A 20,739-nucleotide genomic window follows, 5' to 3' on the forward strand; every position below is an offset into this window, starting at 1 on the left:
GGAGCGAGGCCTCTCCGCACGCCTGATGAGCCTCATTTCTGCCGACCAGATTCTGAGCCAGGGTGCGTACTTCGCTCTGGTCCCGGTCCTGCCGCTCCTGCTCACGATGAGGCTGGGCGACGACAACGGCCTGTGGGCGGCGTGGGCGATAGGCGCGCTGACTCTGATGACGCGTGGCGGTTCGCTCTTCGTCGCGCCGGTGCTGCACCGGATGTCGGTCCGTACGAGTCTGCGATCCGCGCTCGGCCTGATCGCGATCGCCTACTGCGTGATCGCCATCAGCGAGAGCCCTCTCGTGCTCGTCGCGGCGCTGGGCTTGGCGGGGTTGGGTTTCAGCGCCAATGGGACATCGGTTCGCAGCTTCGTGGTGCTGTCCACCGCCGATCGTGCACGACAGAACCGATGGTTCTCTGTGATCCAGGTCGTGGCCAACAGCTGTGCCGCACTTGGGCCGATCCTTGGGAGCTTCGTCTTCGATGGCGGTCTGTACGTCCAGTTCTTGATCGGCCTGAGCGGCGTCTTCGTACTGGCTGCGGTTCTCGTGCCCTTCACGGTGCCGCGGGGTGTGCTGCTGAGCCAGGGGTCCAGCCGGCCACCGCTGAAATGGGGAATCGTACGGGAGCTTTTCAAGACGCCCGAGGCACGTCGGATCACCGTCATCGCCATCTGCGGAAGCGTGCTCATGGGTCAGTTCTTCTCGAGCTTCGCGCTGGTCTTCTCTGCTGTCTCAGACGATCCCCTGACGCGGGCACTCTTCTACTCGCTGAACGGTGTCCTGGTGGTCGCCATCCAGTTGCCCGTTTCGTTCGTCATCGAAAGGCTGATGAGGCGAGGAGTGTCCCTTCTGGCGATCCTGCTCGGAGGCGTGGTGGTTCTGGGCGGAGCCATGATCCTCTTCATCTTCGAGGAGGGCGAGTTCGCGGTCCTTCTGATCTGCATTGGTGTCGTGATCTTCTCGATCGGAGAGACGGTCTTCACACCCGTGCTGAACGTCGTCTTCTCGAACGCCTCCGCCGGGCGTCCCGTTCTAGAATCGATGAACATGAGGCAGCTGACTTCGGCTGTCGGAGAGAGCCTTGGCTCGTGGGCAGGGCTTTCCGTCTTTCTGTTCTTGTCAGATGCGGGTCTCGCTCCTGCCTACTGGCTTCTTCTCACGTCTCTGGCAGGAGTTGCCATTGCAGCGTTCGTGGTGCGGCCAGTGAGAAAGCTCTGATGTCCGGAGAGATGGCTCCCGAGCAGAATCTGCTCGACCGTTTGACGCCCGATCAGGTCATATGCGTCGAGAGTTTCGGGCGCGGGGCGCCTGGCGGGCTCCGCTCCGACGAAACGGCGTTGATCGAAGGGAGCGTCGAGTCCCGGCGACGCGAGTTCGCTGCGGTCCGGTCGTGCGCTCGGGATGCGCTGGGAGCGCTGGGGGCGCCCGTCGGCTCGATCTTGCCTGGCCCCGGAGGCGCGCCTGTGTGGCCGGATGGCGTGGTGGGATCCATGACTCATTGCGCCGGCTTCCGTGCTGCCGCGGTGGCGCCCAGCCGCAGGGTGTACGCGCTGGGGATCGATGCGGAGGTGAATGAACGCCTCCCGGATGGAGTCGCCTCGGAGATCGCTGATTCTTCCGAGTGGGCGCGCCTCGATCGGCTTCCGGACCGAGGAGTGGCGTGGGATCGACTCCTGTTCAGTGCGAAGGAATCGACGTTCAAGTGTTGGTATCCCGCGACTCATCGGTGGGTGGGCTTCTCTGACATCGTGGTCGACCTCGCTGTCTCGGGGTCTTTCGAAGCCCGACTCTCACCGGGTCTGGCGCGTGGCGCAGGCTTTCCCCGCAGCGTCGTTCGTGGCAGGTGGGGAGTCCTCGGGACAGTCGTGGCAACCGCCGTCGTCCTGTGACGGCCCGCGTCCAGCCCGCAGCGCGCGCCGATCGCGCCCGCAGTCGGCACGAGTCCTTCGGTGCTGTTACTTCGCTCTTTGAGATGCCGTCAAAGAACAGGTCACTGAGTCCGTCACGGAAACTGGCCGGCTTCCCCGTGCCTGACCAGCCACAGCTCTTCCACGTCACAGCTCCCATTCGTCGAACGGAAGGCTCCACGGGCCGTGGTCCGGCTCGACATGGTCGTCTTTCTCGACCGAGATCACCACCCGTGTCGTCGCGCGGATCAGCACGCTGATGCTCCGCCCCTCGGCAGACAGAGTGACGAACGCGGGCGGCGAGGATGCGGCCGCTTCTATCTCCGCCATGATGTCGCTCAGGGGTTGATCGTCTTGGAGCACGAAGCTCCTGCCGTCGATCTCTATGTGAGTTCTCACGGTTGTCTCCTTCCCCTCGTGGCCGACGTTAGGCGAGACGCGCGAGTGCGCAGAGAGCCTTGCGCCCGAGGCGCACAGTGGTTAGCGGATTCGCCGCTCAGGCGGGTTGCACTCTCTACGATGGTGAGATGCAGGCTCTGGACACTCTCGCTCTCGTCGGTGAGGTGCTTTCCTGGGTGGGCCTCGGCATCGGTCTGCCGCTGCTTCTCCTGGCGTTTCTCATCCGCACAGTCGAGGGAGCGTGGCTGCCCGTCGAGATCGCCGTCATCGAGCGCGACGGTTCGCTGATCGGACGCTGGTTCGCCGGCGGAGACTTTCACGAGCGGCCGCTGAAAAGGCATGAGTCCGCCACTGCGGAGGACGGCTGGGCCGAGGGCGTGGTCAGCGCGAACAATCCGGCCCATGCGCGGGTCGGCGAGCCGCCCCACGCACGGCGCGTCATCCTCACTCTGGGGATCGTGTTCGCCGGCGTCGGATTCGTCGGACTCGTCGTGTCGCTGCTGCCGCTGCTGCTGTCGTAGCTCGATAGTGTGGCGCTCATGCAGGACTCCGCCGACATCCCCCCATCCACCCCGCTGGACGATTGGTTGGATGCGCTGAGTCGACCGACGGGTTCTCCCGGGGGCGGTGCGGCGTCAGGGGTGATGCTCGCGATCGCCGCCTCGCTGATGAGCATGGTCGGCGGGTATTCCGATGGCGACCCGCGAGCGGCCGACACCGTCGGCCGCCTCGCCCGGCAGCGGGCCGAGGCGCTGCGGGCGGTCGAGGCGGACGGCGTCGTCTCGTCGAGCTTCGGGGCGGCGCTCGCTCTACCGACCGACGACCCTTCGCGCGACGAGCGCGTCCGCGATGCCGCTGTCGAGGCGGCCCGGTCAGCGGCGCGGGTCGGCGCGATCGGCGTGGCGATGCTGCGCGACGTGCGCGTGCTGGTGGAGGCGGGCAACCCGCATATCGTCGTCGATCTCGCGGTGGCGGCAGAGGCGCTCCGGGCCGGGCTGTCTGGCGGAGCCATGAACATTCGCGCGAACCTGCAGATCGCGCGTCGTCACGGCGCCGCCGCCGAGACGATGGCCGATCTCGAGGCAGACGTCGAGCGCGTCGCGGGTGCGGAGCGAGAGGTCGGCGAGATCATCGGGGAGCTGTCGTCACGCCTGGAATGAACGGAGGTCGGTGCCCGATGCGACGCGGCGGTATCCGTCGCCGTGGGGTTCGACCGCCCCGCCCGCGATGAAGCTGTCTATCCAGCCGCGCATCGGCCACTCGCCCCAGCGCTTTGCGAACAGGGCGCCGTTGCGCAGGATGTCGTCGAGGTGGCGCCACGGCGGAGAACCGGCCGGGTGCCACTGGTGGTAGGCGTGCGCGCCGCCGACCCACTGCACTCGCATGCCGAGTGACCGAGCCCGTCGGCCCAGGTCGGTGTCTTCGGCACCGTACCCCTCATATGCCTCGTCGAAGCCGCCGAGGCGCGTCCACGTCTCTGCGGTCACCGCGAACGACAGCGACCAGAACAGGTCGAACTCGTCATCGGTCGCCGTCACCACCTCGCCGTCCGGTGGCAGGGGGCGAGCCGGGTGCGGCCGGGTCATGGCGTGGAGATCGAGCATCGTCGACGGGCGCTGCACGCTGTGGAGGTAGGTCACCGGTCCGCAGAGCAGGTCGTGCGGGTGGGCCTTCGCTGCCTCGACGTATCTCTCGAGCAGGGTCGGCCCCGGCAGGCAGTCGACATCGAGGAACACGAGCAGGTCGGCCCCGTGATCCAGCGCGAGAGCGGCCGCGGCGTTGCGCGCCGCACCGACGCGCATGCCGTCGCGGCCCGGTGGCACGTGGACTGACGGGGTCGACGGCACTGCGGGCGGCGCGTCGACGTCGAGCCATGCCTCGACACGCACGACCTCGATGCCCGGCGTGCGCACGTCATCGAGGAATCGGCGCTGGCGCTGCAGGTGGTCGAGACGGTTCACCGATGCGGGGGTGATGATGGCGACGCGGATCGTCATCGTGCCAGCTCCTCGATCGCGGCCGCGGCACGACCGGCGGCGCCCGACACCCGCCACCCGTCCCAGCGGGGTGCGGTGTCGGCCGCTCGTCGGATGCTGTCGACCACCTCGGCGGGCGTCGCATCAACCGAGACGGTCTGCGCGAGGCCGTGCGCCGCCAGCACGCGGGCCATCGCCTGCTGCTCGTCGAAGGGTCGCTCCTGGGCGATGACGACAGCTCGGGCATCCGCTGCCGCGAGGTCGGCGATGCTGTTCTGACCCGCCGCGCTCACGACGACCGTCGCTCGGCACAGCAGCGGCCACACATCGTCGACGCGATCGTCCTGACCTGCTCCTGCGCTATCGACGGCCCATCCGTCTGCGCTCAGCAGCTCGATCGTCTGTGCGAGCCGCAGCGGGTCGAGGGCGAGGCCGAGGAACAGCACGCGGCGCACGTCGTCGTGTGCGTCGGTGCGAGCGCGGCCGTCGTAGCGCGAGATCGCGCCGACCGACCGCACGCGGTCCTCGCGACCGACGAGGGCTTTCGCAGGGATCGTCCCTGCAGCCCAGGGTGCCAGGATGCGGTCGGCGAGATCGTACCCGAGACGGTGCGGAGCATCGGTGCGGTCGCCCGGCTGCGCGACGGAGATCGTCGGCACGCCGAGCAGACGAGCGAGCATCGTGACCTCGACGCTGACGTCGACGACGAACGCGGAGATGGGGCGGATCGCGACCCACTCCGCGATCGCCGCGAGGCGAGCCTGGTGCCCAGGATGCCCGACGGGCGCCCAATGCAGCGTGCCGCGGGCCGTGACGTCGCCGAGCTCGCGCGCTTCGCGGCGCACTCCGTCGGGCCCGACCACCGCATCGGAGTCGGAGGGCAGCTGCACCCATGTCGTCCTCGAGGCCAGGGACTCGGGCTCGGGGAGGCTCGAGAACACCGTCACCTCATCGCCGAGGTGCGGGCGGATCGCCTGCATCCGGGTCATGTGGCCCCACCCGTGATGATGCACGTACCAGCCGATCATGCGCCGACCGCCTCGACGAGCTCGTGGCCAGGCACCGCGCTCTGAGCGGCGACCGAGAGAACTCGCTCGATCTCGCGGTGCCTGTGGTCGAGCGAGTGGCGAGCGGAGGCCGCCTCACGCACGTCTTGGCGGCGCAGTCCGAGTCGCGACTGCCCGACCAGCGCCGCTGCGGCGTGGGCGAGAGCATCGGTGTCGGCGGACGGCACGATGGCGGTGCCGGGGATTCCGGCCAGCACCTCGCTGGTCCCGCCGGAGTCGAACGCGGCGACGGGCGTGCCGGTCATGAGCGCTTCGGCCATCACGAGCCCGAAGGGCTCCGACCACACCGGGGTCACGAGGGCGACCGATGCGGCGCCCACGAGGGCAGAGAGCTCGGGCTGTCGCAGCGCCCCGACATAGTCGATGCTGCCGCCGAGGAGCGGTCGCACCTCCCGATCGAAGTACGCGGCGTCGCCCACTCGGCCCGCGAGCTTCAGGCGCGCCCCCGCGCGTCGGGCGGCGATGATGGCAAGGTGCGGGGCCTTCTCGGGGACGATCCGTCCGAACCACACCCAGTCGCCTCCGCCAGGCCCGAGGCTCCACTGCGCCGTGTCGACGCCGTTGGTGAAGACGAAGGCCTCGACGCCCGCGGCCGACCAGGCCCGAGCGGTGTACTGGCTGACCGCAAGGAACCGATGCGGCGATGAGCCGGTGAGCGCGTTCGAGGCGATCACCATGTCGGCGAGGGGCGGCGTGTGCAGCGTGGTGACGACCGGCACCCCGATGTCACGGCTCCAGAGGATCGGATCCCCGTGGAGGCTGTGATTGTCGACGACGTCGACGCGGGTCTCGGGGGAGTCGAGCCGATCCCGCACCCGCGCGAAGGCGTCGGTCATGAGTCGACGATGTCCCTCGGGGAAGTCGGTGTCCGACGCATCCCGTGATTGATGCCATCGGGGGCTGGGCAGGTGCAGGTCGATGTCGGCGCCGAGGAAGTCCGACCCTTCCGCCGCGCAGAGCTGCACGTCATGACCTCGGCTGCGCAGCCAGCGCACGCGGTTCCACACCACGGCTTCCAAGCCGCCGGCATGCGGCTGGCGCAGGGCGTGACGCTCGGGGGCCACGACGAGCACCCGCAACCGCTCGCGAGCGATCACGCGCGGGCCGCCGTCGAGGTAGCGGCGCACGCGGTGGCGTAGAGCCGAGCGTGTGCGTCGCGCACGGCCTCCCGTTCGGCCACTCTCTCGGAGCGCCGCCGTTCGACGAGCGATGCGCGCGGCGACGAGGCCCGTGCGTCGGAGGCGAGCGTCACTGCCTCGACCAGCGTCTGCGGGTCGTCGAGGTCGATCACGAAGAAGTCATCGGGATGCTGCGACCCGATGTGCCCGACGTCCGTTCCGGCCACGGGAACCCCCAGGTCGTAGCAGAGCTCGACCCACCCCGAGTGCGTGCCGTGCAGGTAGGGCAGGACGAAGAGGTCGAGTCCGCCGATCCAGGCATCGATGCCCGCGTCGCTCAGACGCAGGGTGCGTCGCACCCGCACCGCAGGGTGCTCTTCGGCGGCAGCGGTCACACGGGCGGCCGCTGCGTCATCGCGGACGCGATCGTGCATCAGCACCTCGAACTCGACGACCCGCCCCGTCTGTGCGAGCAGGGCGGCGGCGTCGACGGCCGCGCGCACCGCACGCTCGGCGGCGATGTTGGGGCGCAGGTCGCGCAGGTGGCTTCCGATCCGGAGGGTCTCGTCGACCGTGCGCTCGGGCACCGCGGCGCCGTCGAGCAGGGTGGGGTGAGCCAGCACCCGGCTGCTGCGGTGCCACCGCCGTTCGATCTCGGCGGCGGCGGTCGGAGTGAGCGTGATGAGGTGGTCGGCTGACGGGATGATCACGTCGAGCAGTTCTCGGTACGGGCGCTGATCGACGAGCTGCGGGTTCTCCAGGTCGTGCACGGTGTACGCGACGGGGCGGCCGAGCCGGTGCGCGGTCTCGAGAGCCTCGCGCAGTTCGTCCGGCGAGAACGATTCGAGACCGAAGTGCACGTGCAGCAGGTCGAAGTCCGCAGCGTGTGAAACGAGCCACCGTGAGGTGAGCGCCACCGGCGGCCACCACACGTCGGCCGACGCGCCCGCAACGGGAGGGTCGGGCAGCACACGCACACGCTGTGTGTCGGTGATCGCGCGCACGTAGGGGTGGGCGGCCGGAATCGAGGCGACGCGGATGAGGGCAGGTTCGGTGAGGATGTGGTTCTCCGTTGGCGGCACAGCACGACGTGCGGGCATCGCAAGACGGAGGTGACCGGGCAGCAATGGGGACGCACGATCAGATGCGATCGAGGGGGTACGTTCGAATCATGAGCCATGCCCCCGAACTGCGCACGGGCGTTGCGCCCGCTGGCTCCCTGGTGCTAGCGCGCCGCCAACACTACTCGGAGTTCTACGGGCTGGCTCCGCTTCCCGAGAGTTTCGGCGTCGTCCTCGGCAACTGCCAGGCCGAATCGCTGCGCATGGTCATGGATGCTCCCGAGCACCGCTTCGTGCGCGTTCCGGCCGTGCACGAGATGACCGCCGACGACGCTGCGCGGCTGCACGAGGTCGTCCGCGCCGCCGAAACCGTCGTGAGCCAGCCGATCCGCGACGACTATCGTGATCTGCCGTTGGGCACGCGACAGATCGCCGCGGCGACGGATGCCCGCGTGCTGACCGTGCCGCCTGTGCGCTTCGCGGGGCTGCATCCCTTCCAGGCAGCGATCCGCGTGCCCGGCGTCGAGGGCGACCCGCCGGTCGTGGCGTATCACGACATCCGCACGCTCGCCGCAGCCGTCGGCATCCCCGTCGTCGCCGCGCTGACCCCCGACCAGGTGCGCGCCGTGGGCGAGGCGTCGATCGACACGCTGCGTGTGCGTGAGCAGAGCGCAGACGTGCGGGTCTCCGACTTGTTCGACTCGGTCACGGCCGATCACGCACGCACGGTCAACCACCCGGGCGACGCGGTGTGGATGCCGTTGGGTGCTCGCGTGCTCGCGGCACTCGGTCATGCGGGCGGCCCGACCGACCCCGGCCGGCCGCTGTTGAACTCGGTGCGGGCGCCATTGCACCCCGAGGTCATCGAGGCGTGGGCGCTGCCAGACATGCCGCGTGCGCACTGGATCGTCGACGGGACACCGATCGACGATGCCGAGGTGCGGGCCGCGCACCTCGAGTGGTACGCAGCGCACCCGGAGTTCGTCGATGCCGCCCTGACGCGTCTCGCCCCTCTGGTCGACGTATGGCGGGCGGGATGAGCGCCACGCCGCTGCTGCTCGTGCACCCGGGCACCCACGGCGTCGCGATGTATGCGCGCGACATGGCCTCCGCGGTGTGCGCAGCGCGGCCGTCGATCCGGACGATCGACGCGGCAGACCTGGATGCGGCGCCGACGGACGCCGCGCTGCATGTGCACTTCACGGATCGCCTGTGGGGTGATTCCCCCGAGCAGGCGGCGCAGTCGTTCGGAGCGCTCGCCGCGCGCCGGCCGGTCAGCGTCACCCTGCACGATGTGCCGCAGGCGTCCGACGGCGAGCGCAATCGGCCTCGCCGACGAGCGGCCTACGCTGCCGTGGCTGCGGCGGCGCGAGGGGTGGCGGTCAACAGTGAACACGAGCGCGCGCTGCTTCGCGAAGAGGAGGTCTGGTCGGGCACGGCGGTGAGCATTCCGCTGCCGGTGGACCTCGAGACCGACGCGCAGCGGATGCCGGCGGACGGCTCGGTCGGCGTGCTCGGCTACTTCTATCCCGGCAAGGGACACGACGAGGCGGCCCGTGCAGCGGCGCATGCGGGCATCGGGAAGATGACGATTCTCGGTCGCGCCTCGGACGGTCACGCCGCCGAGCTCGAGGAGTTCGTCCGCCGAGCGGGCGCCCTCGGGGTAGAGGTCGAGGTGACGGGGTGGCTCGACGACGCGGAGATCGCGCGACGCGGCCGCGCTGTATCGGTGCCGGTGATCGCACATCGTCATGTGTCGGCATCCGGCTCCCTGGCGTCGTGGATCGGCTGGGGTCGGCGACCCGTCGCGGTGCGCAACCGCTACATGGACGAGATGGCGACGCTGCGCCCCGGAACCCTGCAGACGGTCGACGAACCCGAGCTCGCGGTGGCGGTGCGCGAGGCCTTCGAGCACCCGGAGTCGACCTGGCACGGGCTGACGAGGCTGCCGATGGCATGGCCCGAGGCGGCCGAGGCGTATGTGCGCTGGTGGGGAGGGGTGGCCTGGTGACGCGGCGGCCCTGGGTCGTCGGCAACCGGTGGGACACGCTCGACGGAGTCGACCCCGAGATCCTGCCGAAGGTGTCGGTGATCGTGGCTCACTACGAGCAGCCCGCGGAGCTCGCTCGCACGCTGTCGGCCCTGTCGATGCAGGACTATCCGCCCGAGCTTCTTGAGATCGTGGTCGCCGACGACGGGTCCCCGGGTGACGTTCGCGTGCCAGACGGGGTGATCCTGGTGCGACAGGAGGACCGGGGCTTCCGTCTCGCGGCGGTGCGCAATCTCGGCGTGCGCGCGAGCAGTGGCGACGTGCTCTGCTTCCTCGACGCCGACACGGCCCCCGAACCGGGGTACGTGCGCGCCCTCACCCGTCTTCCGGCTCTGCTTCCCGAGGCCGTCACCGTCGGGCGCCGTCGGCACGCGGATTTCTCGGGCATCGCCCCGGAGGCACCGGTGCTCGAGGCTGTGGTCGACCGTGAACTCCCCGAGCCGGCGTGGCTCGCGCAGGAGTACGCCCGGAGCCGCGATCTGCTCGACGCCGACGACCGGTCGTACCGGTTCGTCATCGGTGCGGTGATCGCCTGCTCGCGCCGCCTGTTCGACGAGACCGGCGGGTTCGACGAGTCCTTCTCGGCCTACGGGGGCGAGGACTGGGAATGGGCGCATCGGATGTGGCAGGCGGGCGCCGTGCTCGCCCACGTGCCGACAGCCGTGGCCTGGCACGACGGACCCGAGTGGGCCGAGCGCAGCGGTTCGGGACTCGAGCGTGCCAACGGCCAGACCATGAGGCTCGTCTCGTCGATTCCGGTCGGCGGGTCCGCCCCGCGAGGCCTGCTGTCAGACGCGCCCGACCTCGTCGTCAGGCTGCGCGGAGCACATGCCCCGGAGGCGCTGTTCGTCGCGGTGGATTCGATCCTCGCCGCATTCCCGCTGGCGCGGGTGATGCTCGATGCGACGACGACCGCCGTCGCGGGAGACCCGCGCGTCGTGGTCGGCGATGAGCAGCCGGACGCCCGGGTGATCTGGGAGCTCGACCGACCGGTCGTGGTGCTCGAGCCGGCCTGGATCGCCGAGTGCGTCGCGGGCCTCGGCACGGGGGATGTCGGCATTGTCGATCTCGCCGCCGCCGACGGATCGTCGCTGGGCGTGCTGCGCTCGCGGCGAGCGATGCGTCGAGCCGTGCGGTGGGGCACGGAAGAGGGGTTCACGACGCGGACGATCGCCGCGAACGGGGTGCACCTCCTGCGCTCCGACCCGAGGGTGGAGGCCTGGGTCGGAGGGTGGGGTGGGCCAGACGAGTTCTGTTCAGCGTAAAGTGCTCACATGGGCAATCTGGAGTACAACAGCTCGCGACCGGCGATCGAGATCGAGGACTCGGTCTTGGCGCACGTGAAGATCGTGATCGGCACCAAGCTGCGTCGCAACGAGAGCTTCATGATGACCTGGCTGTCGAAGCCGGATGCCTCATCGGGTCGCCTGACGATCTGGGTGCACCCTGCCATCCCGCTGGTGTTCGAGTTCGACCAGCCCACCGTGCAGCCGATCGACCCTGCGCGGGTCGCTCACATGATGGACCAGCTGAACTCGCGGGGCGAACTCGTGCTCGACCAGCTCTGATCCGACCGGCGCCTGACCACCCCGGGTCAGAGCAGGTCGTAGTGTCCGCCGTAGGGGAATTCGACGTTTCCTGTGTCGCGGGCATCGAAGAGCACCGTCGCGCTGGCGATGGACACCTGTGAACGGGGCGTGATCAGAAGGCTCACCTGACGGTTTCCGACCACGACGAAGTCGACGAAAGTGCCGGCCGTGGTGATCGCTTCTTCGATGCGGCGTTTCAGCGTGTCGAGGTCTTGGTCCTGAGCGAGCAGATAGGTCACCCCGTCGGCCCGGATCTCCGTCTGCACCATCGTCTTCTGTTCTGCCATGCACTCCACACTACGAGGGATGCGGTCTGTGTTCGCACATCGCTATCAGTCTCACCACACCGGGGCAAGGGGCGGACGGATCAGCCGGAACTGCTCTAGAACGGGATCATGCAGACGATCATCTATGGCGGCGACGCGTATCTGACGGGGGACGACATCGCGGATGCGCTGCTGGCATATGGGCGTGCACTGGGTGAAGAGGTGCGGGCCGAGCTCGTCGAGATTCCGGTGCGAGAGCCGGACGGTGCGGTCGTCACGGCGAAGTTCCTGATCGGGCCCGCCAGCCAGATCGTCGCCAAGGAGATGCCCGACGGAGGCCCCGAACTCGAAGACCCCGAGCTGGTCGACCGGCTGCGCACGCTCACGCGCGGCGTCGAATCGCCCGCCGGTGCCCCGGTGGAGATGCGGGACGACACCGCCTTCGACCTCGGCTAGAGTCGCGCTGTCGTGGCCTCCGCGACGCTCCGGCACGTTCGGTCACTCGTGCTCGGGCAGTATCGGGCTGGACCATCCCGGATCGCGGCCCATCTGCGCCGCACGCGAGACCGAGGTCGCCCCGAACCGGTCGCGCAGGGTGTCGAGCACCGTGTCGAGACGCTCTTCGTCGCCCCAGTCGATCGGCAGCTCGGGCTGCACGCGGTCTGCGTGATCGAGGTGCGACAGTGACACCCCGATCAAGGTCACGCCCCGCTCGGTGATTTCTGGCCCGGCTGCGGCGAGCAGTGTGCGAGCCACCGTGAGCACGATCGCCGTGCGATCGGTGGCGGATCCGAGCGTGCGTGATCGGGTGGCCTTCGCGAAGTCACCGAACCGCAGCCGCAGCACCACCGAGCGGCATACCCGATCACCGTCGCGCAGTCGCCGCGCGAGTCGGTCGACGATCTGCGTCAGGATCAGATCGAGCTCCTCGGCCGAACGCGGGCCTCGACCGAGGGCGCGCTGCGAGCCGATGGATCCTCGCCGCCGGGTCGTGTCGACCGGACGCGGATCCCGCAGGCGGGCGAGGGCGTGCAGGTGCGCGCCGACGGCCTTGCCCAGCATCCGCTCGGCCGTGGCGGACTCGAGTTCGGCCAACTGGCCGACGGTGCGGATGCCGTAGCGCTTCAGCTTCTCAGCCGTGACGGCGCCCACTCCCCACAGCCGCTCGACCGGCAGGGGGAGCAGGAACTCCTCTTCGCGCTCTGGTTCGACGACCAGTAGGCCGTCGGGCTTGCTGGCGGCGCTCGCCACCTTCGCGAGGAACTTCGTGCGCGCGACACCGACCGAGATGGCCAGCCCGACCTCGGTGCGCACCCGCTCGCGCAGGCGCACGGCGACCTCTTCGGGCGTGCCGACGATGCGTCGGAGGCCCCCGACCTCGAGGAAGGCCTCATCGATCGAGAGTCCTTCGACGAGCGGCGTCGTGTCGCGGAAGATCGCGAACACGTCATGGCTCGCGGCGGAGTAGGCCTCCATCCGCGGTGGCACGACGACCGCATCCGGGCAGAGCTCGAGGGCCTGTCGCCCGCCCATGGCCGTGCGCACCCCGCGGGCTTTGGCCTCGTAGCTCGCAGCCAGCACGACCCCGCCGCCCACGATGACCGGCCTGCCCCGCAGCTCGGGGGCATCGCGCTGCTCGACCGAGGCGTAGAACGCGTCGAGGTCGGCGTGCAGCACGGTCGCTTCGCCCCGCATCCTGTTCTCCCGTCGACGTGCAGATCGTCGCACGCACCGGGGACATCGGCTCAGGCGGCGACGAGGCGAGACGAGAAGGCGCGGATGCGCTGCACGAGCGCATCGAAGGCGGAGTCGAAGGCGGCCGGGGTGCCGATGCGAGCGGGATCGCGGATCGACCAGTGCAGATCGTCGCTGTCGTGGAGCCGCTCGTGCGCGTCGTCGCACACCGTGATCACGAGGTCGCCGTCAGCGCGCACCTCGTCGATGTGACGGGGCGGATGATCGGGGTCGATGACGAGTCCGTGTCGAGCGGCCGCCGCGGTGGCCTCGGGATTCACCATCTCGGCCGGTCTGGTGCCTGCCGAAGCGACCGCCACCGGGCTCGTGTCGCGCCAGATCGCCTCGGCCAGCTGCGACCGCGCGGAGTTCGCGGTGCAGACGAACAGCACACGACGAGGCGGGGCGACGCTGGGCGGCGCGAGCGTGTCGAACACCTCGGGGCGCAACCCGATGTAGCTGCGCCGGCGGTCGAACTCCGAGCGGGTGCGCGCGACGATCTGCGCGGACTCCAGCACCCCGAGATGGTGCGCGATGAGGTTCGACCGGAGTTCGAGAGCCGACCCGATCTCGGAGGACGACAGATCTCCGAGCGTGAGCAGATCGACGATCCGCAGGCGCGTCTGGTCGGCGAGTGCGGCGAAGATGCCGGCGCGGCGTTCGAGATCGGTCATCGTTCCCATCCATATCACGGCACGACGAGTGTGTCCATGGCCATTGACTCAATGTGCGTTGACCCTATTGTTGTCGTCGCGAGTCCGCGAACGCGGGCCCGGAGAGGAATGGACACATGGGTATCGGAAGCGGAATCGCGCTCTTCGTCATCGGAGCGATCCTCGTCTTCGCACTCAACATCGACACCGGCGGCTACGTCGATCTCGACCTGATCGGCTACATCCTCATGGGTGCAGGAGTCGTCGTCTTCCTGATCAGCCTCGTCCTCGTGATGCGCAGCCGTCGCACCGAGACCGTCGACCGCACCGCCGTCGACCCGGCGACCGGCGACCGCGTGACCCGTCGCAGCATGCGCGACAACGAACCCCTCGCCTGACTTCGGATGACCGAGGCGCAGCGCGGCACCGGCGCGATCGTCGTCGGTGCCGCTGCGACCCTCGCGTTCGTCGTGCTGCGGGCCGTCGTGGCCCTCGGCGGTCATGAACCGCTCGGGGTCGACATCTGGTGGAACGAGCTGATGGTGGCGCTGACCAGCGATGCCTGGATCGTCGTCGCCTGGGTGCCTGCGGTCGTGGGCGGCACGATCGGCATGATCGTGGTCGGCGCGCTGCTGATCGCCGCGTTCCTGTGGCGCGGACGGCGGTGGGATGCGGCGACGCTCGCGATCGCGATGGTCGCTGTGGTCGCGATCGGAGCGACCATGGCCGCGGTGATCGGCCGCACCCGTCCCGCCGACTCGCTCGCAGAGAGCGTCGCGACCTCCTTCCCCTCCGGGCACACCGCCGTCGCCACGACGGTCGTGGTGATCCTGGGACTCGCGCTCCGACGCCGGTGGGTTTGGGTCGTCGGTGTCGCGTGGGTCGCGCTCATGATGTGGAGCCGCACTTACCTCCACGCCCACTGGCTCAGCGACGTCGTCGCCGGAATGCTCGAGGGCGTCGCCGTCGCCACGTTCGTCTGGGCCTGCGTCCAAGCGACGCGTGCGCGCCGACTCGCTCGGGCTCGCAGCACCTCAGTTATCTCCGAAGAACCGATCGAAAGCACCGTGACTCCATGAACACTCGCGACTCGGCCGCCTCCACCGCGAGGGCCGCCCAGGACTCGACCGCCTTCCGCGTGCTCGCGCGCGTCGGCTACGTCGTGCTCGGCATCCTGCACATCCTCATCGGCGGGATCGCGATCTCGATCGCCACGGGCGGCGGCGGCGAGAACGCCGACCAGGGCGGTGCGCTGCAGCAGATCCAGGAGTCGCCGGCCGGTGTGTTCCTGCTCTGGCTGATCGTGCTCGGACTGTTCGCACTCGCGATCTGGCAGATCGCCGAGGCCGTCGTCGAGCGCGATCCCGATACGAAGAAGATGTGGGCGCATCGGGCGAAGTTCGTGGGCACGGCCGTCGCCTACCTGGCGATCGGCGCGACGGCGCTGGTCTATGCGCTCGGCGGTCAGTCGCAGTCGTCGCAGTCGTCGCAGTCGTTCAGCGCGAAGCTGCTGGCGGCCCCAGCCGGTGTCGTGCTGCTCGTGCTTGTCGGGCTCGGGGTGGCCGCGGTCGGGATCGCCTTCATCGGGCGCGGAATCACCCGCGCGTTCATGGAGCACCTCTCCGTGCCTTCGGCGAAGGCGCGCTCGGGCATCACCGCGTTCGGAGTGGCCGGCTACGTCGCCAAGGGCATCGCGGTCGGGGTCGCCGGCGTGCTCTTCGTCATCGCGGCGCTCACCCACGACCCCGAGACCGCAGGTGGTCTCGACTCGGCACTGCGCGCTCTGGCCGGGCTGCCGTTCGGTGCGGTCATCCTGTGGGTCGTCGGCGCGGGTCTCGCCCTCTACGGACTGTTCTGCTTCGCCCGCGCGCGCTACGCCCGGATGTGAGCGGGCTGATCCGGATCGGGGCGCTTATCGAACCGCAACGGGTCGCGCAACCCTGAACCGCGGATCCGCGACCTCGGCCAGGATGGAGCGATGAAGATCGTCTCGTATGCAGGCCAGCAGCTGGTGACCACGGATGACGTGGCCGATTCTCTCGTGACCCTCGCGGCCGCCGTCGCGAAGGAGGGGGAGGCCGACGCAGTGGAGATTCCCATCCTCGTCGGCGGCCGAGAGGACTGCGCCGATCTGGTGATCGGCGTCGGGAACGACCTGCTGGTCGGACCGCACGAGTTCGACGACGACGAGCCGGACTTCAGCGAGCACGCGGCGCGCTTGCAGGCGCATCGTCTCTATCCCGACTCGCCGGATGCCGTCGACGGCGGTTCCGAGCCCGACTGGCACGTCGACGTGGATATCGACCTCGACCGCTCTGCCTCGATCCCGCACTGAAAGCGACTGCTCCGGAACGGCGGGATCGGACTGACTCGCGCTACGGCCGGAGGGACGGGAAGGTCCAGCTGCCGTCGGCGATCTCCGCTCGCGGACGGTAGAGCCGCACGAGGTAGTTCCATCCGTCCGGGGTCGGGATGGCGTTCGCCGTTCCCGCCGGCCAGTCGCCGAACCGCACCGTGATCGAGCCGTCCGGATTCGGCTCGCCGGTGATGCTGTTGACCGTGTAGGCGCCGGCGTCATTGGGCTCGAAGTAGCCCGCGGCGTTGTACACCGAGATGGACCAGAAGCCGTCGACGGGAACATCTGCGACGGTGAGCTCGTATCGTCCGGGAGGCAGGCCGGGGTCGACGCCGATGTACCTCGCCTCGCTGGTCGGCAGGCCGCCCCACCCGGCCGCCGTGCCGATGAGGTGTCGGATCGGGTCGGTCTCCTCGATCGATCCGAACATGCGGTCGAACCCGGTGAGATGCCGGGCGAGAGCGAGCAGGGCGTTGCGCGTGTCATCGAAGGACGCGCGGTCGTAGTCGGGTGACACGAAGGGCGACGCGGATGCCGAGTTCAGGCCGAGCTGATCCTGCAGCGCGGCGACGGCCTCGAGGTCCGCAGCATCCTGAGGGTCGACGAGGATGCGCACGGCCAGCACGACGTAGGGGGAGCCGAACTCCTCGACGGTCAGCGTGTGCTCTCCGGGGTCGTGGAACACGCGGTTGATGTGGTGGTCCTGGTTGACGACCATCACCGAGAGGTAGCGGTCGCCGTGCTCGGGAATCGTGAAGCGGGCGCCGGCGGAGATGTCGACGACGGCGAAGCTGTAGAGCGTGTCGCGGTTGAGGCGGATGACGGTCTGGCGGTCGATCGCGGCGGGGGCCCTGTTGTGCAGGAACCGATTGACTCCACCCGCGTCTCGCTGGAGGTCCTGGAGCATGCGGTCGTTCTCGGCTCGGACGAAGTTGTCGGAGTTCACGATGATGGCCATGCCCGATGCTCACACATCTGCATCGTCGCGCACCACCCCTGAGAACGAGGCTCCGACAATGGTTGCTCCCGGTCTACAGTTGCACTTTCGCAACCAATAGGCGTATAGTTGACTCTTATCAACTTTCTACACAGGAGCACTCCACTGTGACCAACATCTCTCACACCTCTTCAGCCGAGGCGACGCGCTCGCCTCGCGAGGTCTTCACCGCGATCTCGGGCCTCGTCGTCGGCATGTTCGTCGCCGTGCTCTCGGGAACCGTGGTCTCGACCTCGATGCCCGTCATCATCGCCGACCTCGGCGGCACCCAGTCGCAGTACACCTGGGTCATCACGGCCAGCCTTCTGGCGACCGCCGTCTCGACGCCCATCTGGGGCAAGCTCGCCGACCTCGTCGATCGCAAGATCCTCGTGCAGCTGTCCCTCATCATCTTCACCGTCGGCACCGTGATCGCCGGCTTCTCGACCGACACGAACATGCTCATCGCCGTCCGCGTGATCCAGGGCATCGGCGTCGGCGGACTGATGTCGCTCGTGATGATCGCGGTGGCCCTCATCATCTCGCCGCGCGAGCGTGGCAAGTACATGGGCGTCGTCGGCGGCATCATGGCGCTCGGCACCATCGGCGGCCCGCTGCTCGGCGGGCTTCTCACCGACGTGTGGGGCTGGCGCTCCAACTTCTTCGTCGGCGTGCCCTTCGCGATCCTGGCCCTCGTGCTGCTGCAGTTCACTCTGCACCTGCCCAAGCCGCAGCGAGACAGCAAGGTCTCGATCGACTACTTCGGCATCGTCCTGCTCGCCGTCGGCGTCTCGACCCTGCTCATCTGGGTCTCGATGGGCGGCAGCGAGTTCGATTGGGACTCGTCGACCAGCATCGTGCTCGCCGTCATCGCCGGTGTCGCGATCGCCGGCTTCATCACGGTCGAGTTCTTCGTCAAGGAACCGATCGTGCCGATGTCGCTGTTCCGCAACCGCACGTTCACGCTGTCGGTCATCGCCTCCATCGCCATCGGCGTCTCGATGTTCGCGACGTCGGTGTTCCTCGCCCAGTACTTCCAGCTCGCCCGCGGTGCCACACCGACCGAGTCCGGTCTCATGACGATCCCGATGATCATCGGCCAGATGGGTGCGTCGATCATCATCGGCCAGCTCGTGAGCCGGTTCGGCAAGTGGAAGGGCTGGATGATCACCGGCTCCGTGCTCACCACGGTGGGCGTCAGCCTGATGTCGACGCTGCGCTACGACACACCGTTCCCCCTGGTCGCGACTTACATGTTCGTGCTCGGCGCCGGGCTCGGCATGGTCATGCAGAACCTCACCCTCATCGTGCAGAACGACACGGCTCCGCAGCAGCTGGGCGCGGCCTCATCGAACGTCAACTTCTTCCGCACGATCGCCGGCACCATCGGCGTGACGGTCATGGGTGCGACCCTCTCGACGAGCGTCGCGAACTACATCACCGATGCGCTCGACGGATTCGCGCCGACGACGCCCGAAGAGGTCGACGCACTGAAGCACCTCGCTTCGGGCGACGTGCCCAAGGTCACGCAGCTCCCCGACACGATCCGCTCGATCGTCGAGGGCGCCTACGGCCACGGCATCGCCGACGCCTTCATCATCGCCATCCCGCTCGCGATGATCGCGATCATCGCGATCGCGTTCATCAAGAACAAGCCGCTGTCGACCAAGAACGCCGCCGAGCAGCTGCGCGAGCAGGCCGAGGAGTCGGTGCTCGAGGTCTCCGAGGCAGAGGTCGGTGCCACGATGTCGACCGGAGCGATCCGGCTCTCCGGCGCCGACTCCGCCTCACCATCCACCGGATCGGTGACCGTGCTCGAGCGAGACGACCAGGAGTCGAGGCGCTGACATGACCACCCCCGTGGCGGTCGAGCCCGCCGATGTCGACACGGCGCTCGGCGACCTGCAGACGCATCTGAACCTGATCTTCGCGAGGACCAGGACGCTCTGGAAGGAGTCGGCGGCGCGAATCGATCCCGAGCTGCAGGTGGGCGGCTACAAGCTGCTGACCTTCATCGAACGGGCCGAGTCGGCGAACGCGCACGAGCTGGCCGAGCGCTTCGAGATGGACAAGTCGGTCATCAGCCGGCAGGTGCGGATGCTCGAGGAACTGGGTCTGATCGAGTCGCGGCCGGACGAGCGAGACGGCCGGTTGCGCGTGCTCACTCCCACACCGACCGCCTGTGCCGTGCTCGCCGAGCTGCGCAGAGATCACGCCTCACGTCTGCGCACGGTCGTGGCCGAGCTCACGCAGGACGAGATCCGGGCGGCATCCAAGGTCTTCCGCCTGTTGGCCGAGGTTTGACAGACACGACATCCACCTCGATCGAAGCCCCGCCGTCTCTGAGACGGCGGGGCTTCGCCGTAAGCTGACGACCATGAGTGCCTCGCCCGACGAACCCGCCCGCGAGGGCGCGCCCGCCGCTGACATCGAAGGCGCCGAGCCCCTCGCGCCGGCCGAGCTCGACCAGGCGATCTCGAGGGTCGAGCACGAGCTGGGAAGGCTCTTCGCCCGCATCCGGGTGAGCTGGCGTGAAGCGGCGCAGACCGTGCATCCCGACCTGCAGCCCCTCGGGTACCAGGTGCTGACGTCGATCGCGACCGGCAAGGCCACGTCGGCCGGGGCGATCATCGAGCGCCTGCAGACCGACAAGTCGGCCGTCAGTCGGCACGTGCGCCAGCTCGAGCAGCTCGGGCTGGTCGAGAGCGTGCCCGACCCTGACGATCGCCGGGCGCGGGTGCTCGTCGCGACCGAGCTCGCGCAGGAGCGCGTCGCCCTGGCCCGCTCTCGCTATGAGGAGCGACTCGGCGAGCGGCTGCGCCGCTGGTCGTCCGAGGACCTCGACCACTTCGCCGAGCTGCTCGCCGCGTTCGGTGACTGACCGAGGTCGGCGGCGTTCTCGTCGCGCAAGGGCTGGACTCGGCGACGAGCCAGGACGAGACTGATCCCACCGCTACAGAAATGAGGGACAGTCATGGCGTACAGGGTCGGATACTTCGTCGGAAGCCTCTCGTCCACCTCGATCAACCGCATCCTCGCGACGGCGCTGATCAAGCTCGCTCCGTCTGATCTCGAGTTCTTCGAGATCCCGATCAGAGACCTCCCGCTCTACAGCCAGGACTACGACGCCGACTATCCCGCGGTGGCGGTGGATCTCAAGGAGTCGATCGCCTCGGCGGATGCCGTGCTCTTCGTCACCCCCGAGTACAACCGATCGATCCCCGGGGGACTCAAGAACGCGATCGACTGGGCCTCGCGGCCGTGGGGCCAGAACTCGTTCGACCACATCCCGGCCGCCGTCATCGGGGCATCGGTCGGCGCGATCGGCACGGCCGTCGCCCAGCAGAGTCTGCGCGGCGTGCTCAGCTTCTGCAACGCGCGTCAGATGACCGCCCCCGAGGCCTACATCCAGTTCTCTCCCGAGACGTTCTCCGACGACGGCACGGTCACGAACGAGGGCACGGCGAAGTTCCTTCGCGACTACCTGGTCGAGTTCCGCGACCACATCGAGCGCGTGCTCACCGTGCTGCCGCGCGACACGGACGTGTGAATCAGGTCGCGCCTCGACCTCGAGCTCGCGGCGCATCCCGCC

26 protein-coding genes are annotated in these 20,739 nt (G+C 68.8%); 17 read left to right on the forward strand and 9 right to left on the reverse strand.

Annotation, left to right across the window (positions count from 1 at the left end):
• Window positions 1–25: 25 nt before the first annotated feature.
• Window positions 26–1,213, forward strand: coding sequence for an MFS transporter (locus ACLKOY_RS14530; RefSeq protein WP_436454289.1), 1,188 nt, complete (start codon window positions 26–28; stop codon window positions 1,211–1,213).
• An 11-nt stretch (window positions 1,214–1,224) separates the two neighbouring features.
• Entirely contained in the window at window positions 1,225–1,884 is a 660-nt protein-coding gene (locus tag ACLKOY_RS14535; protein ID WP_436454290.1) for a 4'-phosphopantetheinyl transferase family protein, read from the forward strand.
• A gap of 165 nt (window positions 1,885–2,049) precedes the next feature.
• Here ACLKOY_RS14535 and ACLKOY_RS14540 read toward each other — a convergent pair whose 3' ends face one another.
• On the reverse strand, window positions 2,050–2,301 hold the full coding sequence (locus ACLKOY_RS14540) for a hypothetical protein (RefSeq protein WP_436454291.1): 252 nt from the start codon (window positions 2,299–2,301) through the stop codon (window positions 2,050–2,052).
• 128 nt (window positions 2,302–2,429) lie between these two features.
• Here ACLKOY_RS14540 and ACLKOY_RS14545 point away from each other — a divergent pair, with 128 nt between their 5' ends.
• Together ACLKOY_RS14545 and ACLKOY_RS14550 are read left to right on the forward strand one after the other, a co-directional pair.
• On the forward strand, window positions 2,430–2,822 hold the full coding sequence (locus tag ACLKOY_RS14545; RefSeq protein ID WP_436454292.1) for a hypothetical protein: 393 nt from the start codon (window positions 2,430–2,432) through the stop codon (window positions 2,820–2,822).
• An 18-nt stretch (window positions 2,823–2,840) separates the two neighbouring features.
• Window positions 2,841–3,461 (forward strand): cyclodeaminase/cyclohydrolase family protein, encoded by a 621-nt coding sequence (locus ACLKOY_RS14550; RefSeq protein ID WP_436454293.1) that lies wholly within the window; start codon window positions 2,841–2,843, stop codon window positions 3,459–3,461.
• Here the strand turns inward: ACLKOY_RS14550 and ACLKOY_RS14555 are convergent.
• The 4 genes from ACLKOY_RS14555 to ACLKOY_RS14570 are packed head-to-tail and all read right to left on the reverse strand — an operon-like array spanning window position 3,447 to window position 7,562.
• Entirely contained in the window at window positions 3,447–4,298 is an 852-nt protein-coding gene (locus ACLKOY_RS14555) for a glycosyltransferase family 2 protein (RefSeq protein ID WP_436454294.1), read from the reverse strand. The two genes, ACLKOY_RS14550 and ACLKOY_RS14555, sit on opposite strands and share 15 nt — an antisense overlap.
• Window positions 4,295–5,305: a glycosyltransferase gene (locus ACLKOY_RS14560; protein WP_436454295.1), complete on the reverse strand. Its 1,011-nt coding sequence runs from the start codon at window positions 5,303–5,305 to the stop codon at window positions 4,295–4,297. Before ACLKOY_RS14560 ends, ACLKOY_RS14555 begins: the two co-directional genes overlap by 4 nt.
• The gene (locus ACLKOY_RS14565; RefSeq protein WP_436454296.1) at window positions 5,302–6,471 is read right to left on the reverse strand and encodes a glycosyltransferase; all 1,170 of its coding nucleotides are present in this window, start codon (window positions 6,469–6,471) and stop codon (window positions 5,302–5,304) included. Before ACLKOY_RS14565 ends, ACLKOY_RS14560 begins: the two co-directional genes overlap by 4 nt.
• Entirely contained in the window at window positions 6,438–7,562 is a 1,125-nt protein-coding gene (locus ACLKOY_RS14570; RefSeq protein ID WP_436454297.1) for a glycosyltransferase, read from the reverse strand. Before ACLKOY_RS14570 ends, ACLKOY_RS14565 begins: the two co-directional genes overlap by 34 nt.
• A gap of 71 nt (window positions 7,563–7,633) precedes the next feature.
• Here ACLKOY_RS14570 and ACLKOY_RS14575 point away from each other — a divergent pair, with 71 nt between their 5' ends.
• Genes ACLKOY_RS14575 through ACLKOY_RS14590 form a run of 4 tightly spaced genes read left to right on the forward strand, consistent with a single transcriptional unit; the run spans window position 7,634 to window position 11,141 of the window.
• Window positions 7,634–8,563: a WcbI family polysaccharide biosynthesis putative acetyltransferase gene (locus ACLKOY_RS14575; RefSeq protein ID WP_436454298.1), complete on the forward strand. Its 930-nt coding sequence runs from the start codon at window positions 7,634–7,636 to the stop codon at window positions 8,561–8,563.
• Window positions 8,560–9,534 (forward strand): hypothetical protein, encoded by a 975-nt coding sequence (locus tag ACLKOY_RS14580; protein WP_436454299.1) that lies wholly within the window; start codon window positions 8,560–8,562, stop codon window positions 9,532–9,534. The genes ACLKOY_RS14575 and ACLKOY_RS14580 overlap by 4 nt, the downstream gene beginning before the upstream one ends.
• On the forward strand, window positions 9,531–10,838 hold the full coding sequence (locus ACLKOY_RS14585; RefSeq protein WP_436454300.1) for a glycosyltransferase: 1,308 nt from the start codon (window positions 9,531–9,533) through the stop codon (window positions 10,836–10,838). Before ACLKOY_RS14580 ends, ACLKOY_RS14585 begins: the two co-directional genes overlap by 4 nt.
• 9 nt (window positions 10,839–10,847) lie before the next feature.
• Window positions 10,848–11,141, forward strand: coding sequence for a DUF7882 family protein (locus ACLKOY_RS14590; protein WP_436454301.1), 294 nt, complete (start codon window positions 10,848–10,850; stop codon window positions 11,139–11,141).
• A 26-nt stretch (window positions 11,142–11,167) separates the two neighbouring features.
• Here ACLKOY_RS14590 and ACLKOY_RS14595 read toward each other — a convergent pair whose 3' ends face one another.
• Complete coding sequence (locus ACLKOY_RS14595; protein WP_436454302.1) at window positions 11,168–11,449, reverse strand: hypothetical protein; 282 nt, start codon at window positions 11,447–11,449, stop codon at window positions 11,168–11,170.
• A 108-nt stretch (window positions 11,450–11,557) separates the two neighbouring features.
• Between ACLKOY_RS14595 and ACLKOY_RS14600 the strand changes: the two genes are divergently transcribed.
• Entirely contained in the window at window positions 11,558–11,884 is a 327-nt protein-coding gene (locus ACLKOY_RS14600) for a hypothetical protein (RefSeq protein ID WP_436454303.1), read from the forward strand.
• A gap of 42 nt (window positions 11,885–11,926) precedes the next feature.
• On the opposite strand, the gene dinB is transcribed toward ACLKOY_RS14600, so the two are convergent.
• Both dinB and ACLKOY_RS14610 read right to left on the reverse strand, forming a co-directional pair.
• A complete protein-coding gene (dinB, locus tag ACLKOY_RS14605) occupies window positions 11,927–13,123 on the reverse strand; it encodes a DNA polymerase IV (protein WP_436454304.1) in 1,197 nt (398 codons plus the stop codon).
• A 50-nt stretch (window positions 13,124–13,173) separates the two neighbouring features.
• Complete coding sequence (locus ACLKOY_RS14610) at window positions 13,174–13,836, reverse strand: ArsR family transcriptional regulator (RefSeq protein ID WP_363574389.1); 663 nt, start codon at window positions 13,834–13,836, stop codon at window positions 13,174–13,176.
• Window positions 13,837–13,952: 116 nt separating this feature from the next.
• Between ACLKOY_RS14610 and ACLKOY_RS14615 the strand changes: the two genes are divergently transcribed.
• From ACLKOY_RS14615 to ACLKOY_RS14630, 4 genes are all read left to right on the forward strand, one after another.
• Complete coding sequence (locus ACLKOY_RS14615; RefSeq protein WP_140038040.1) at window positions 13,953–14,213, forward strand: DUF6458 family protein; 261 nt, start codon at window positions 13,953–13,955, stop codon at window positions 14,211–14,213.
• Between the two features lie 6 nt (window positions 14,214–14,219).
• Complete coding sequence (locus ACLKOY_RS14620; protein WP_436454305.1) at window positions 14,220–14,894, forward strand: phosphatase PAP2 family protein; 675 nt, start codon at window positions 14,220–14,222, stop codon at window positions 14,892–14,894.
• Window positions 14,891–15,703, forward strand: coding sequence for a DUF1206 domain-containing protein (locus ACLKOY_RS14625; RefSeq protein ID WP_436454306.1), 813 nt, complete (start codon window positions 14,891–14,893; stop codon window positions 15,701–15,703). The genes ACLKOY_RS14620 and ACLKOY_RS14625 overlap by 4 nt, the downstream gene beginning before the upstream one ends.
• A gap of 90 nt (window positions 15,704–15,793) precedes the next feature.
• A complete protein-coding gene (locus tag ACLKOY_RS14630) occupies window positions 15,794–16,150 on the forward strand; it encodes a hypothetical protein (protein ID WP_140038037.1) in 357 nt (118 codons plus the stop codon).
• 40 nt (window positions 16,151–16,190) lie between these two features.
• Here ACLKOY_RS14630 and ACLKOY_RS14635 read toward each other — a convergent pair whose 3' ends face one another.
• The gene (locus ACLKOY_RS14635; RefSeq protein WP_436454307.1) at window positions 16,191–17,129 is read right to left on the reverse strand and encodes a DUF1214 domain-containing protein; all 939 of its coding nucleotides are present in this window, start codon (window positions 17,127–17,129) and stop codon (window positions 16,191–16,193) included.
• A 146-nt stretch (window positions 17,130–17,275) separates the two neighbouring features.
• Here ACLKOY_RS14635 and ACLKOY_RS14640 point away from each other — a divergent pair, with 146 nt between their 5' ends.
• The 4 genes from ACLKOY_RS14640 to ACLKOY_RS14655 all read left to right on the forward strand — a co-directional run bounded on the left by ACLKOY_RS14640 (window position 17,276) and on the right by ACLKOY_RS14655 (window position 20,697).
• The gene (locus ACLKOY_RS14640; protein ID WP_436454308.1) at window positions 17,276–18,994 is read left to right on the forward strand and encodes a DHA2 family efflux MFS transporter permease subunit; all 1,719 of its coding nucleotides are present in this window, start codon (window positions 17,276–17,278) and stop codon (window positions 18,992–18,994) included.
• 1 nt (window position 18,995) lies between these two features.
• The gene (locus ACLKOY_RS14645; RefSeq protein WP_436454309.1) at window positions 18,996–19,451 is read left to right on the forward strand and encodes a MarR family winged helix-turn-helix transcriptional regulator; all 456 of its coding nucleotides are present in this window, start codon (window positions 18,996–18,998) and stop codon (window positions 19,449–19,451) included.
• Window positions 19,452–19,524: 73 nt separating this feature from the next.
• Window positions 19,525–20,028, forward strand: a complete 504-nt coding sequence (locus tag ACLKOY_RS14650) for a MarR family winged helix-turn-helix transcriptional regulator (RefSeq protein WP_436454310.1) — start codon at window positions 19,525–19,527, stop codon at window positions 20,026–20,028.
• Between the two features lie 93 nt (window positions 20,029–20,121).
• Complete coding sequence (locus ACLKOY_RS14655; protein WP_436454311.1) at window positions 20,122–20,697, forward strand: NADPH-dependent FMN reductase; 576 nt, start codon at window positions 20,122–20,124, stop codon at window positions 20,695–20,697.
• The last annotated feature ends 42 nt before the right edge of the window (window positions 20,698–20,739 follow it).

This window comes from Microbacterium sp. K2 (assembly GCF_051365005.1).
Lineage (GTDB): Bacteria > Actinomycetota > Actinomycetes > Actinomycetales > Microbacteriaceae > Microbacterium > Microbacterium foliorum_B.